The organism is Streptomyces sp. NPDC024632 (assembly GCF_055559175.1).
In genome coordinates this window covers 116,937-129,632 of the sequence record NZ_JBVHLD010000012.1, presented here as the reverse complement: position 1 = coordinate 129,632, position 12,696 = coordinate 116,937, and the positions used below count along the sequence as shown (strand labels likewise).

The 12,696-nt window shown below is 73.7% G+C and carries 11 protein-coding genes; 3 read left to right on the top strand and 8 right to left on the bottom strand.

From position 1 onward, the window contains the following. Positions 1–3 precede the first annotated feature (3 nt). The gene (locus tag ACZ37P_RS24805) at positions 4–1,251 is read left to right on the top strand and encodes a cation:proton antiporter (protein WP_467348660.1); all 1,248 of its coding nucleotides are present in this window, start codon (positions 4–6) and stop codon (positions 1,249–1,251) included. Positions 1,252–1,278: 27 nt separating this feature from the next. On the opposite strand, the gene ACZ37P_RS24800 is transcribed toward ACZ37P_RS24805, so the two are convergent. Further along, positions 1,279–2,250 (bottom strand): ArsR/SmtB family transcription factor, encoded by a 972-nt coding sequence (locus ACZ37P_RS24800; RefSeq protein ID WP_467348658.1) that lies wholly within the window; start codon positions 2,248–2,250, stop codon positions 1,279–1,281. Between the two features lie 61 nt (positions 2,251–2,311). Between ACZ37P_RS24800 and ACZ37P_RS24795 the strand changes: the two genes are divergently transcribed. Both ACZ37P_RS24795 and mftG read left to right on the top strand, forming a co-directional pair. Beyond that, the gene (locus ACZ37P_RS24795) at positions 2,312–3,520 is read left to right on the top strand and encodes an MFS transporter (protein ID WP_467348657.1); all 1,209 of its coding nucleotides are present in this window, start codon (positions 2,312–2,314) and stop codon (positions 3,518–3,520) included. A gap of 82 nt (positions 3,521–3,602) precedes the next feature. Then, the gene (mftG, locus tag ACZ37P_RS24790) at positions 3,603–5,162 is read left to right on the top strand and encodes a mycofactocin dehydrogenase MftG (protein ID WP_467348656.1); all 1,560 of its coding nucleotides are present in this window, start codon (positions 3,603–3,605) and stop codon (positions 5,160–5,162) included. A 3-nt stretch (positions 5,163–5,165) separates the two neighbouring features. Here the strand turns inward: mftG and mftF are convergent, their stop codons facing one another. The 7 genes from mftF to ACZ37P_RS24755 form a co-directional block, all read right to left on the bottom strand. Continuing rightward, on the bottom strand, positions 5,166–6,695 hold the full coding sequence (gene mftF / locus ACZ37P_RS24785; protein WP_467348654.1) for a mycofactocin biosynthesis glycosyltransferase MftF: 1,530 nt from the start codon (positions 6,693–6,695) through the stop codon (positions 5,166–5,168). Next, positions 6,692–7,483 carry a mycofactocin biosynthesis peptidyl-dipeptidase MftE gene (mftE, locus tag ACZ37P_RS24780; protein ID WP_355340973.1) on the bottom strand — a complete coding sequence of 264 codons (792 nt, stop codon included), beginning with the start codon at positions 7,481–7,483 and terminating at the stop codon, positions 6,692–6,694. The genes mftF and mftE overlap by 4 nt, the downstream gene beginning before the upstream one ends. A gap of 1 nt (position 7,484) precedes the next feature. After that, entirely contained in the window at positions 7,485–8,729 is a 1,245-nt protein-coding gene (mftD, locus tag ACZ37P_RS24775) for a pre-mycofactocin synthase MftD (protein ID WP_391161924.1), read from the bottom strand. A gap of 138 nt (positions 8,730–8,867) precedes the next feature. Then, the gene (locus ACZ37P_RS24770; protein ID WP_402711907.1) at positions 8,868–9,848 is read right to left on the bottom strand and encodes a vWA domain-containing protein; all 981 of its coding nucleotides are present in this window, start codon (positions 9,846–9,848) and stop codon (positions 8,868–8,870) included. A gap of 6 nt (positions 9,849–9,854) precedes the next feature. Then, positions 9,855–10,796 (bottom strand): AAA family ATPase, encoded by a 942-nt coding sequence (locus ACZ37P_RS24765; protein WP_467348651.1) that lies wholly within the window; start codon positions 10,794–10,796, stop codon positions 9,855–9,857. 39 nt (positions 10,797–10,835) lie between these two features. After that, complete coding sequence (locus ACZ37P_RS24760) at positions 10,836–11,672, bottom strand: mycofactocin-coupled SDR family oxidoreductase (RefSeq protein ID WP_467348649.1); 837 nt, start codon at positions 11,670–11,672, stop codon at positions 10,836–10,838. Between the two features lie 115 nt (positions 11,673–11,787). After that, positions 11,788–12,621 (bottom strand): mycofactocin-coupled SDR family oxidoreductase, encoded by an 834-nt coding sequence (locus ACZ37P_RS24755; protein ID WP_401722077.1) that lies wholly within the window; start codon positions 12,619–12,621, stop codon positions 11,788–11,790. Positions 12,622–12,696: the final 75 nt, after the last annotated feature.

Here is a 12,696-nt window from a genome sequence, read left to right as displayed (position 1 = left end):
CCTGTGCACGACACGACCGACATGCTCATCGAGCTCGGGGCGATCATTCTCGCCCTGGGCATCCTCGGCCGCCTCGCGGGACGCGTCGGCTTCTCGCCGATCCCCCTCTATCTGCTCGCGGGGCTGGCCTTCGGCAAAGGCGGGCTCATCCCGCTGCACGCCAGTGAGGACTTCGTGGCCACCGGCGCCGAGATCGGCGTCGTCCTGCTGCTTCTGCTGCTCGGCCTGGAGTACAGCGCTTCGGAACTCGTCACGAATCTGAAAACGCAGTACCCCTCGGGCGCGGTGGACTTCGCGCTCAACGCCGTACCCGGCGCGGTGGCCGCGCTGCTGCTGGGCTGGGGTCCGGTCGCGGCCGTCGCGCTGGCGGGCGTGACGTGGATCTCCTCGTCGGGTGTGATCGCCAAGGTCCTCGGGGACCTCGGCCGTCTCGGCAACCGTGAGACCCCGCTCATTCTGGGTGTGCTGGTCCTCGAAGACCTCTCGATGGCGGTCTATCTGCCGATTCTCAGCGCCCTGCTGGCGGGCGTGAGTCTCGCGGGCGGCACCCTCACTCTGCTGATCTCGCTCGGCACGGTCGGGATCGTCCTGTACGTGGCGCTGCGCCACGGGCGGCTGATCAGCCGCGCCGTCTCCTCCGACAATCCCGAGATGCTGCTGCTGGTCGTGCTCGGCCTGACGCTGCTGGTGGCCGGTGTCGCGCAACAGCTCCAGGTCTCCGCCGCTGTGGGCGCGTTCCTGGTCGGCATCGCGCTGTCGGGTGAGGTCGCCGAGGGGGCGAGAAGTCTGCTGACTCCGCTGCGGGACCTGTTCGCGGCGGTCTTCTTCGTCTTCTTCGGCCTGAGCACCATCCCCGCCGACATCCCGCCGGTCCTGGTCCCCGCGCTGATCCTGGCGGTCGTCACGACCCTCACCAAGGTCGCCACCGGCTGGTACGCGGCGCGCAGGGCCGGAATCCGGCCCGCCGGACGGTGGCGGGCGGGCGGCACGCTGGTCGCGCGCGGCGAGTTCTCCATCGTCATCGCGGGACTCGCGGTCGGTGTCGAGCCCCGGATCGGGCCGCTGGCCACCGCGTATGTGCTGATTTTGGTCGTCCTCGGCCCGCTCACCGCCCGCTGGACCGAGCCCATCGCCCGCAAACTCACCGGGGCCATCGGCCCGTACGCGCGCCGCCGCGCCGCGCTCCCGGCCGCCGCCGCGTCCCCCGGCCCGGCCGAGGAACAGATCGACACGACGGCCACGCGTTCCTGAGCGCCCCGCCCGTTTCGCGACGACGGCTCACTCGTGCCGCTGGGCGCGCACCAGCACCTCCCCGGCGTCCGTCCGGTAGTAGAGCACCGACCGCCCGGCGCGACGGCGCCGGATCAGACCGGCGTCGAAGAGCACCTTCAGATGGCGGCCGACGGAGCCGAGTCCCTGGCCGGTGAGCGCGACCAGTTGGGTGGTGCTCTTGGGGGAGTCCAGGAGGACGAGGACGGCCGCGCGCCCCGGCCCGAGCAGCGCGCGCAGGGCGTCCGGCGCCGAGGGCCGGTCCGGCTCGGCCAGTACGCCCGCGCACGGGTAGATCACGGCGTAGCGGTGCGGCCGGTCCCAGGAGACCCAGCTCCGGCGCGGGGTGACCGGCACGAACAGCAGCCGCGCCCCGGAGATCTCGCGCGGCGGATTGTCGTACGCGTTGATCTGGAGCCGTCCCTCGCCCAGCCAGCGCATCCCCGGCCGCATGTCGTCCAGCGCCGCCGTCCAGCCGCCCTGGCTCAACTGCCGGGTGCGCGCCACGATGTCGGCCTCGAGAACGCGGCGCCGCCGTGGCCAGTACGGCAGGACCGTCTCCGTCCACACCCACCGCATCACATCCGCGGCCCGCCGGGGCACTTCGGCCTCGGGCAGCCAGGCGGGCAGCGGTCCGCCCAGCGATATCGCCAGGTCGGCGCGGGCGACGTCGGCCGGGGTCGTACGGATACGGTCCAGCTCCGCCTCGATCGACGGCTCGCCCTCGGCCTGCGGCGGGGGGATGAGGAAGTCCGCGATCCAGGTCGGCCGGAATCCGGCCCCGACGATCAGCGCGGCGACCGGGTCCTCGGCCAGGCGGCGCCGGTACGCGGACCGGTGGGCGCGCAGCCACGCGCTCTCGCCGGGGTGCGCGGCCGTGCCGCCCGCCAGGTCGAGCAGGCTCGCGACGGTCTCGGCCAGCGGGGAGACGACGAAACGGCCTCCCGCGAGGGTGTCCGCGTTGACCAGCCACCAGCCCATCGTTTCGCCTCCCCGCGAAACTCTAACGCCGGGCCGGCCGGGCCGCGGAGACTCCCCGTCCATGCGCACCTACCGAGAACTCTTCCGCGCCCCGGAGTTCACGCCGCTGTTCGCGACCGGCTCGCTGTCGACGGCCGCGTCCACGGTGAGCGGTCTCGCGCTGGGCACGCTGATCTACACGGCGACCGGCTCGCCGCTGCTGTCCGCCCTGGCGATGTTCGGCCCGGCGCTGGTCCAGGTCGTCGGCGCGACCACACTGCTGTCGGCCGCCGACCGGCTGCCGCCGCGCGCCGCGACGGCCGGGCTCGCCCTGCTCTTCGGCCTGTGCACCGCCGCCCAGGCCGTGCCGGGACTGCCCGTGTGGGCGGCCTTCGCCGTACTCCTCGGCGAGGGGCTGATCGCCTCACTGGGCGGGGGAGTGCGCTACGGGCTGCTCAACGAGATCCTTGAGCGCGACGGCTATCTGCTCGGCAGGTCCGTGCTCAACATGTCGGTCGGCGCCACGCAGATCTGCGGCTTCGCCGTCGGCGGGGTCCTGGTCACCGTGCTGTCCCCGCGCGGCACCCTGCTGGCCGGCGCCGCGCTCTACCTGGCCGCCGCGGCCGTTGCCCGGCTCGGCCTGAGCGGTCGCCCGCCGCGTACCGCGGGACGCCCCTCGGTCGCCGACACCTGGCGCACCAACGGCCTGCTCTGGTCGTCCGTGCCCCGCCGCTACGTCTACCTCGCCCTGTGGGTGCCCAACGGGCTCATCGTCGGCTGCGAATCCCACGTCCCCTACGCGCCCCGGCACGCCGGGCTCCTCTTCGCCAGCGCGGCCCTCGGGATGCTCGCGGGCGACACCGTCACCGGCCGCTTCCTGCCCCGCCGTTGGCGCGAACGCCTCGGCGCGCCGCTGCGGCTGCTGCTCGCCGCCCCCTACCTCGCCTTCGCCCTCCACCCCGCCCTGCCGCTCGCCGTGACCGCCGTCGTCCTCGCCTCCGTCGGCTACTCCGCGAGCCTCCTCCTCCAGGAACGGCTCATGTCCCTCACCCCCGACGCCCTCAGCGGCCACGCCCTCGGCCTCCACTCCTCCGGCACGCTCACACTCCAGGGCGTCGGCGCCACCCTGGCGGGAGCTGTCGCCCAGCGCACCTCACCCGCCACCGCCATGACCGTGATGGCGACCGCCTCCGTAGCCGTCACCCTCGCCCTGGCCCCCGGCCTGCGCCCGCTCCCCACCGCTGAAGGTCCGGCCCTCGGCGAGACCCCGGCGCGGAGCCCGTCCGCCTGACCGGGCCCGGCGGGAGCGCCGACCGGGAACGGGAGGGGGGCTCGCCTAGGGTGGCTGTGAACCGGTGGGAAAGGGGCGGGGCGTGGGTCCGACGAGCGGGGTGGCGCGGGCCGATGTCGTGGTGGTCGGGGGAGGCGGGAGCGGGGGGCCGTTGGCCGCGCGGCTGAGCGAGGACGCGGGGCGGACGGTGGCGCTGATCGAGGCGGGGCCCGCGCCGAGAACCTTCGCGCCGGAGTTGCTGGACGCGCGGCTCGTACCGGGGGCGTGGGCGCGGGGGGCGCCGCTGTGGCTGTATCCGGCGCGTCTGACACCCGAGCGTCCCCACACGATCGGCCGCGGCAGGATCCTGGGCGGCTCGACCACTGTCAACGGCGGGTATTTCGTACGGGCCCGGCGGGACGACCTCGACCGGTGGGCGGCGGCGGGCAACGACGCCTGGTCCTTCGACCGGATGCTGCCGTTCCTGCGCCGGATGGAGACGGACCTGGACTACGGCGCGTCCGCCGTCCACGGCGCGGACGGCCCGGTCCGGGTGCGGCGGACCGCGCTCGACCACCCCGCCGCCGCGGCGTTCGGCGCGGCGGCCCGCGAGTCGGGGTTCCCGGCCGAGCCGGACAAGAACGACCAGGGCGCGCCCGGCTTCGGCCCGGTGCCGTCGAACGCGGTCGACGGCGTACGCGCCAACACCGCCGTCGGCTACCTCCAGGACGCGCTCGCGCGCCCCAACCTCACCGTCCTCGGCGACCGCACCGTCCGCCGAGTCCTGGTGGAGCACGGCCGCGCGGTCGGCGTGGAGACCGAACGCGACGGCGTACGGGAGACCGTCACGGCGGGTGAAGTCGTGCTGTGCGCGGGCGCTTTCGGGTCACCGCACCTGCTGGCGCTGTCCGGCATCGGCCCGCGCGCGGACCTCGAACGCCTCGGCATCCCCGTGCTGCGGGACGCCCCCGGCGTCGGCGGGTCGTTCAGCGACCACCCGCAGATCGTCGTGGAGTGGACCCCGGTACGCGACGTGCCCGCCGCCGACGGCGGTTGGCTCGGCGGCGCCCTCCACCTGGTGTCGAGCGGCGGCCCCGCGGCGGGCGACCTGGAAATCCTCCAGTCGCTCACGCCGATGACGGCCCTGATCCGCGCCCGCACGTCGCTGCCCGGCGCGCCGCTGCCCTTCCTCGTCTCCGCGCAGGCCCCGCGACCGCGCGGACGCCTGCGGATCGTCTCCGCCGACCCCGCGGTGCCGCCGACCGTCGACTACGGCTATCTGCGGACGCCCGACGACCGGCGGCGGCTGCGCGAGGGCGTCCGGACGACCGCGGCACTGATCGCCGCACCCGCCTTCCGTACCGTCGTCGCGCCGGACTCGACGGCGGGGCCCGGCCACGAGACGCTGGCAGACGACGGCCTGCTCGACGCGTGGATCCGGGCCCGTATCGGCACCTCGGTGCACGCCTGCGCGAGCGCACCCATGGGTCCGGCCGACGACCGGCACGCCGTGGTCGACCAGTACGGCAGGGTCCACGGGGTGCGGGGGCTGCGGGTCGCGGACACCTCGATCCTTCCGGCCGCTCCCCTGCGCGGTCCCGCGGCGACCGCCGTCCTGATCGGCGAGGTCGTCGCGGACGCGATCCGCCACGACCGCGCGTGAGCGTCAGCCCGAGGCACCCTTGCCGGACCCCAGGCGCGGGCGCAGCGCCGCCGTCGAGCGGCCCTTGAGCGCGGAGAGCCAGACGCCCGTGCCGTAGGCGAGGTCGTCCAGGCGGCGGGCGACGGCGTAGCGCAGGGGGTCGAGGCCGACCTCGCCCGGACGGTATTCGAGGGCGACGTCGGCGACCGACGCGACGGCGACCGCGCGCCGGATCCGGGGGGAGACCGCGCAGCCGACGGCGGCCAGCGGCCACCAGTGGCGGGTGAGCAGGGCGCCGGTCTGGGACAGGGCGCTGACCGCGCCGTTGGCGGTGAGCCGGGTGGCCAGCCGTACCGGGTGGTCGGCGCCCTTGAGTTTGCGGGCGATCCGTACGGTCGTGACCCCGCAGACGGCGCCCGCCACCGGCAGCGACCAGCGGCGCTGGGCCAGCAGCGCGAGGGACAGCGCGCCCGCCCAAGGGGCGAGGACGGCGGGGGCGATGAGTTCGGGGTGGCGCTCGGCCAGCGGATGCGCGCCCGTGCCGTACGCCGCCTTGCGCAGCATCCAGTCCGTGAACCGCACGCGGTGCTCGTGCTCGGCGCGGACCGACGGCTCGTACCGTACGCGCCAGCCGTCCTCGATCAGCCGCCAGCACAGGTCGACGTCCTCGCCGACCCGCATGGCCGCGTCGAAACCGTCCGCCATCGCGTCCACCCGCGCCACGCTGCACGCGGTGGAGGCCCAGGAGACGGGGGTCCCCGGGCGGACGGCCGCCGGGTCCCGGCCGAGGTCGAGCGAGGACCTGGCGGCCTCGTACCGGCCGATCCAGCCGGTGGCCGCGGCGGTCGGCAGCCCGGTGATGCGCGGCACGGCCATGCCGACCTTGGGGTCGGTGAAGTGCCGGAGCAGGACGGGGACGGTCTCCGGGGGCAGCACGATGTCGGAGTCCACGAAGACCACATAGGGGGTGCGGACCAGCCGCAGCCCCGCGTTGCGGGCCGCGGCCGGGCCCATGTTCCGCTCCAGCACGACCAGTTGGGCGCCGTGCTTGGCGGCGGTGTCCTCGATGTCGTCGGCGTGCCGCGATCCGTCGTCCACGACGACGACGCGCTGGCCGGGGCCGATGCTGGTGAGCAGCCGGTCGAGTTGCGCGGCCCGCTCGTGGACGGGCACGACGAAGGTGTGCCGCGGGTCGGGATTCTGCGGCAGGTCGCGGACGACCGGGTACGCCATGCCGTTGTCGAGCAGCCGGTCGGCGAGGACGCCGCTCGCCGCGTCCCGGACGCGCACCGTACGGTCGTCGGCCAGCAGCGGGCGGGCGCGGGGGGTCAGCCGGACGAGCCGGGTCGGGAAGCCGCCGAGCAGGGCACGGCCGCCGTCGATGACGCGGGTGTGGCGGTTGAGCGCGACCATGAAGCCGCCGGGCAGCCGCGCCCTCCCGCCGGGCGCGCCCGTACCGCTCCTGCCGTCCCGAGCGCCGCCGCCGCGCTTGCCGTCCGGCGCACCCGTACCACCGTCGCCCTCGGGCGCGCTCCCCGCCGGTTCCGCGGTCATTCGGTCACCGTCCCGTCCGCCGGTTCGGCGTCGACCAGCCGGCCGCGGGTGTCCGCGGACCCTTCGGCGATCAGCCGGGTGGCCGTGGTGACCATGTACGTCATCGCCTTCTCTCCTTCTTCGGCGGACGCCCCCGCCGGGTCGCCGAGGACCCCGGACGGCGAGACCGCCAGCACACCGCCCGCGACCAGGTCGGGCATGAGGTCCGCGAGCGGCCGGGTGTCCCCGGCGACGGCCTGCGCGGTCCGCACGTCCCCGGGCGCCAGGTGGAGCATGACCGAGGTCTCCCACCGTCCGGCGTGCGGATCCGCGTCGGGCGCCACGCACGGCACCCACGCGACGTGGTGGCCCTCGGCGCGCAGCAGGACGACCGCCTCGGCGAGCGTGGCGACATTGCCGCCGTGCCCGTTGACGAAGACGATCCGCCCGGCCCACATCGCCAGTGACCGCACGGACTCCACGAGGACCGCCTTCAGGGCCTCGCGGCCGATCGAGACGGTGCCCGCGAAGCCCGCGTGCTCGCCGCTCGAACCGTAGGCCATGGTCGGCGCGACCAGGGTGTGCCACTCGGGCGGGGCCCCGGCCGCCACCCGCTCGGCGACCGCCCGCGCGATGGCGGCGTCTGTGCCCAGCGGCAGATGGGGCCCGTGCTGCTCGGTCGAGCCCAGCGGCACCAGGACCAGAGGCGCGAACGGGACCGTCGGCCAGACGGCGTGCGCCAGGTCGGAAGGGGCCGCGGGTCCTGCCGTGCTCCCGGGGCCCGCGCGGTTCGCGGGTGTCGACGGCATGTCAGCGGATCGGGTCCTTGGAGCGCGGCGCGGCCTCCGCGGCGCCCGCGCGGTCCGCGCGGCCGACGAGCCCGCCGCCGAGTGTCCTGGTGAAGCCGTCGGGGATCACCAGGTCGTCGGGGGACAGCTCGTGCACCGAGGAGTGGCCCAGGCCCAGCACCGCGGAGTCCAGGCCGCCGCGCATGATGTCCAGGACGTTCTCCACCCCGGCCTGGCCGTTGGCCGCGAGCCCCCACAGGTAGGCGCGGCCGATCAGCACCGCGCGGGCGCCGAGCGCCAGCGCCTTGGCGACGTCGCCGCCGCGCCGGATGCCGCCGTCGAGGACGACCTCGATCTGGTCGCCCACCGCCTCGGCGATCGACGGCAGCATCCGTATCGTGCCCGGTGTCGTGTCCAGGTTGTTGCCGCCGTGGTTGGACACCGAGATCCCGCTGACCCCGGCGTCGACCGCGCGCTTGGCGTCGTCCACCCGCGTCACGCCCTTGAGCAGGAACGGGCCGCCCCACTCCTCGCGCAGCCACTTCACGTCGTCCCAGGTGGGCGGCGCCGTCTGCATCCACTCGTAGTAGGCGCCGAAGAAGGTGGGCGCCGCGCCGCCCGGCGGGCGGAGGTTGGGCGCGGTGAGGTCGGGGAGCCGACGGGATTTGAGGAACCGCATCAGCCAGGCCGGGTGCGGCGCCACGTTCGGCGCGAACTTCAGCATCGTCTTGAAGTCCAGCTTCTCCGGGATCGAAGGACTGCCCCAGTCGCGCCCGTTGGAGAAGGACCAGTCGAGCGTGGAGATCAGCGCCTTGGCCCCGGCGGCCCTGGCCCGGTCCATCCGCTGCACCATCGACTCGCGGGTGCCGGTCCAGTACATCTGGAAGAAGGTGTTCTCGTTCGCCTCGGCGACCTCCTCGACCGGCTTGCTGGCGAAGGAGCTGAGCCCCATGATCACGCCCCGGTTCGCGGCGGCCCGCGCGACGGCCACCTCGCCGTCCGGGTGCACGGCCTGCACACCGGTCGGCGAGATCACCACGGGCATCGACGTCGGGATCCCCAGCACCGTCGTCGACAAGTCGCGCTCGGCGTGATGGCCCACCACCCGCGGCGCGAAGCCCAGTTCGGCGAACGCCTCGATGTTGTCATCGATGGTCCGGCCGCGCTCCGAGCCCGCGACCAGGGCTCCGTAGACCGAACTCGGTAGTTGCTTCTTTGCCCGGCGCTGCGCCTCGGCGACGGTCTCGAACCAGGGATTCCTGCTCATTGCGTGTTCCTCTTCGTCTCGGAGCCGGTCCTTCGGGGCCGGTCCATGTCCGTGAGCGTCAGGTGCCGCCCGTGCGCCGCTGAGGCGCGGGTCAGCCGCTCCTCACGTGCCCCGGGCGAACGTGCCTCCACGCGCCGTTCATGTGCGGAAGACCTCCCTGAGAGCCGGTGCGATGTCGTGGTGGGTGCGGATGCGGTGAAAGGTGCCGTGCCCGGCCCTGGCCAGTTCCGCGCCCAATTCGACGTCCTTCTCACCGCTCGTGTCGAGCAGCACGTCCAGCCGCGGCAGCCGGGCCGCCGCCGGGCGCGGGTCCGGCCCCGCGTTGTGGACGCAGTCCGACAGCAGCAGCACCCGCGCGCCGCGCCGCGGCACCGACGCCAGCCGGGCGGCGGCGAGTTCCAGCGGGAAGGCCACATTGGTCAGGCCCCTGGCCGGGATGCGCAGCATCGCGTCCAGCAGCTCCATCGGCCTGACCGGGTCGCCCAGTTCGAGCAGCACCGCCGCGTCCGACCAGAAGGCGACGACGGCCAGCGCCTCGGACTCCAGCTCGGCCGCGAGCGCGCCCACGGTCGCCGCCGCGGTACGTACCCGCTCGCCCTTCATCGACCCCGACAGGTCCACCGCGAGCACGACGGAGCGGGGCGCGCGGACCCGCTCGAAGACGAAGACGTCCTCGTCGTCGGGGACCGGCCGCTCCGCCAGCCGCTCCAGCGTCGGATCCAGGTCGATGTCGCTGCCCCGCTGCCGGTACGGGAGGCTGGCCAGCCGCCCCGAAGCGGCCGGCCGTCCGCCGCGCGCCCGCTTCGGCTTCGGCAGGGACAGCCGCGCGGCGATCTCGCGGGCCCGCGCCCGCACCGCGGGGTCCACCGGCTCGGTGTCGTCCGAGCCGCTGAGCAACTCCCCCCGCTCCTCGGTGAAGTCGGCCGCCGAGCGGGTCGGCCGCGGGCGCGCGGGACCGGCGCCGCGCGAGCGGGCGCGCAGCACCGTGCCTCCCGTGCCCGCCACCGCTTCGAACACCTTCGGCTCCTCGTCGAGTGTCTTGGGGATACGGCGCAGCGGTCGCCGCGACCGGTCCGTGGACGCCGGTTCGCGCCGCCGTACGGGCGAGTCGGCCTCCACCGCTCTTCATCCGGGCTCCGCCCGCGCCGGATCCAGCACGAAGCGGTCCTCCCAGATCTCCCGCAGGACGCGTTCCGCGGTGGTCTCCGCAGCGTCGTCCAGCCGGATCCGGCCGGACAGCGAGACCGTCATCGCGTCGTAGAAGCTCTCCGGGTAGCGGTCGTCGTCCGGTCCGCCCAGGCCGCGCATCGTCATCAGGCCGTCGGCGACCAGCGCGCAGTCGATCGCGCCCCGCACGCTGCTGCCCTGACGCAGATCCGGGTGCGCGCGGGTGGCCCGGGTCACCGCGACGGCGTCGGGCACGATCCGGTCCGCGAGCGGACCGGAGAGCGCGGCGCGCAGCCTGACGATGTCCTCCTCCGCGGCGGCGTCCTGGTAGCCGACCACGATCCGGTTGAGCCGGTCGCTGACGCCCGCCGACAGCCGGGTGGTGCCGATGTCGTCACTGGGGTTCATCGAGGCGATGACCCGGAACGACGGCTCGGCGGTGACCAGGCCGACCCTGGGCACCTCGACCGCGCGGTCGGCCATCGCCGACAGCAGGGTGTTGAGGGTGTCCTCGGGGGCGCGGTTGAACTCCTCGATGTAGAGGAACCCGCCGGTGCGCATCGCCTGGACCAGCGGCCCCGCCACGAAGTTGTCGGCGCTGTAGTCCTCCCGCAGCACCCGCGCGGGATTGTGGTGCCCGACCAGCTTGGCCGGGGTCAGATCGGCGTTGCCCTCCACGAACACCAGCGGGATGCCCCACTCCTCGGTGATCGCCTTGAGCATGGTGGTCTTGCTGGTGCCGGGCGGGCCCTCCAGGACGAGATCCCGCCCGGCGCCGACGGTCGCGAGCGCGAGTTCCAGCTCGCGCTCGCGGCCGACGATGCGCGAGGCGATCCGCTCCCCGGCCGCCGCGACGCCGGAGCCGGTCCCGGCGTCCCGTACCGTCCGCAGTGTGGTCATCGTTCGCGCTCCCTACGCTCGACGTGGCTGACAGACCCGCTACTTGGCCGTCTGGCCCGCGTCGATCGGCAGGGTGACGCCGGTGACGTACCGCGCCTCGTCCGAGGCCAGCCACAGCACCGCGTTGGAGATGTCGACCGGCTCGACCCACGGGATCGGCAGCGCGTTCATCGAGCCGAAGCGCGGGCCGAGATTATCCTTGGTCCGCTCGGCCACCGGCAGGTCGGACGCGAACAGCTCGTACGTCGCCGAATTCTGGATCATCGGGGTGTCGACCGACGTGGGGTGCACGCTGTTGACCCGGATGCTGTCCGGGGCCAACTCCAGCGCCAGCGTGCGCATCAGGCCGACGACACCGTGCTTGGCGGCGACGTAGTGCCCGATGTTCTCCATCGCCATCAGCCCGGCCGTCGAGCTGGTCAGCACGATCGAACCGCCGTTGCCACCCGCCTTGATGTGCGGGATCGCCGCCTTCGCGGTGTGCCACACACCGGTTAGATTGACGTCGATCATGTCCTGGAACACCTGCTCGTCCAGCTCCGACATGGTGCCGAAGCTGAAGATGCCCGCGTTGGCCGAGACGATGTCGAGCCGTCCGAGCTGCGCGACCCCGGTGTCCACGGCTGCCTTCAGCGCCTCGAAGTCACGGACGTCCGCCTGTGCGGCGACGATCCGCCGGTCCAGCTTCTCCACCTCGCGTACGGTCTCCGCGAGGTCGTCGGGCGTCGCCATCGGGTACGGCACCGAGTCGATCTGCGACACGACGTCGACGGCGATGATGTCCGCGCCCTCCTGCGCCAGGCGTATCGCGTGGCTGCGGCCCTGACCACGGGCGGCCCCGGTGACGAGTGCGACCTTTCCCTCTACACGCCCCATTGCGTGTTCACCTCTTTCTCTTTCGATGACGCTGTCGTTCTGCGAACCCCCGTGAACCCCCGCTGATCCCCGTGAGCCGTGTCGCGTTCTGCCGCGAACCGCCTGGCTCGCGGCCCTACTTGAGGAAGTTGCCGCCGTCGACGGGCAGCGTGACGCCGGTGACGTACCGGCCCTCGTCCGAGGCCAGCCACAGCAGGGCGTTGGAGATGTCCACCGGCTCCACCCACGGGATGGGCAGCGCGATGACCGACCGCGAGACCTCGGCGAAGTCCTCCGCGGTCGGGTGCTCCAGGTCGGGACGGAACAGCTTGTAGGTCATCTCGTTCTGGATCATGGCCGTGTCGACCTGGGTCGGATGGATGCTGTTGACCCGGATGCTGTCCGGGGCCAGCTCCAGCGCGAGCGTGCGCATCAGGCCGACGACGCCGTGCTTGGCGGCCACGTAGTGACCCGCGTGCGGATACGCGCGCAGGCCCGCCTCCGAGCTGGTCAGGATGATCGAGCCGCCGTGCCCGCCCGCCTTGAGGTGCGGGATCGCCGCCTTCGCGGTCTTCCACACGCCCGTCAGATTGATGTCGATGACATCGCGCCAGCGCTGGGCGTCCAGTACGTCGAGGGTGTCGGGTATGACGCCGATCCCGGCGTTCGCCGCGACGATGTCGAGCCGTCCGAGCTGCGCCACACCGTCGTCCACGGCGGCCTTCAGCGCCCCGAAGTCACGGACGTCCGCCTTCGTGGCCACGATCCGGCGGTCCAGCTTCTCCACCTGCCGTACGGTCTCGGCCAGGTCCTCGTCGGTGGCGCCCGGGTAACCGGCGCTCGGCACGTCCTCGCAGATGTCCACCGCGATGATGTCCGCGCCCTCCTGCGCCAGCCGCACCGCGTGGCTGCGGCCCTGACCGCGCGCGGCTCCGGTGATGAATGCGACCTTTCCTTCTACACGCCCCATTGCGTGCACCTTTCGTTACGGATTGATTACTGTGAGTCATGTCCCCGAGGTGTGCGGAATCGATACGGTGGCCGG

Coding starts and splice junctions, on each gene's coding strand:
- ACZ37P_RS24800 (WP_467348658.1), bottom strand. CDS start 2,250: ATGGGCTGGTGGCTGGTCAACGCGGACACCCTCGCGGGAGGCCGTTTC.
- ACZ37P_RS24795 (WP_467348657.1), top strand. CDS start 2,312: ATGCGCACCTACCGAGAACTCTTCCGCGCCCCGGAGTTCACGCCGCTG.
- mftF (WP_467348654.1), bottom strand. CDS start 6,695: ATGACCGCGGAACCGGCGGGGAGCGCGCCCGAGGGCGACGGTGGTACG.
- mftE (WP_355340973.1), bottom strand. CDS start 7,483: ATGCCGTCGACACCCGCGAACCGCGCGGGCCCCGGGAGCACGGCAGGA.
- mftD (WP_391161924.1), bottom strand. CDS start 8,729: ATGAGCAGGAATCCCTGGTTCGAGACCGTCGCCGAGGCGCAGCGCCGG.
- ACZ37P_RS24765 (WP_467348651.1), bottom strand. CDS start 10,796: ATGACCACACTGCGGACGGTACGGGACGCCGGGACCGGCTCCGGCGTC.
- ACZ37P_RS24760 (WP_467348649.1), bottom strand. CDS start 11,672: ATGGGGCGTGTAGAGGGAAAGGTCGCACTCGTCACCGGGGCCGCCCGT.
- ACZ37P_RS24755 (WP_401722077.1), bottom strand. CDS start 12,621: ATGGGGCGTGTAGAAGGAAAGGTCGCATTCATCACCGGAGCCGCGCGC.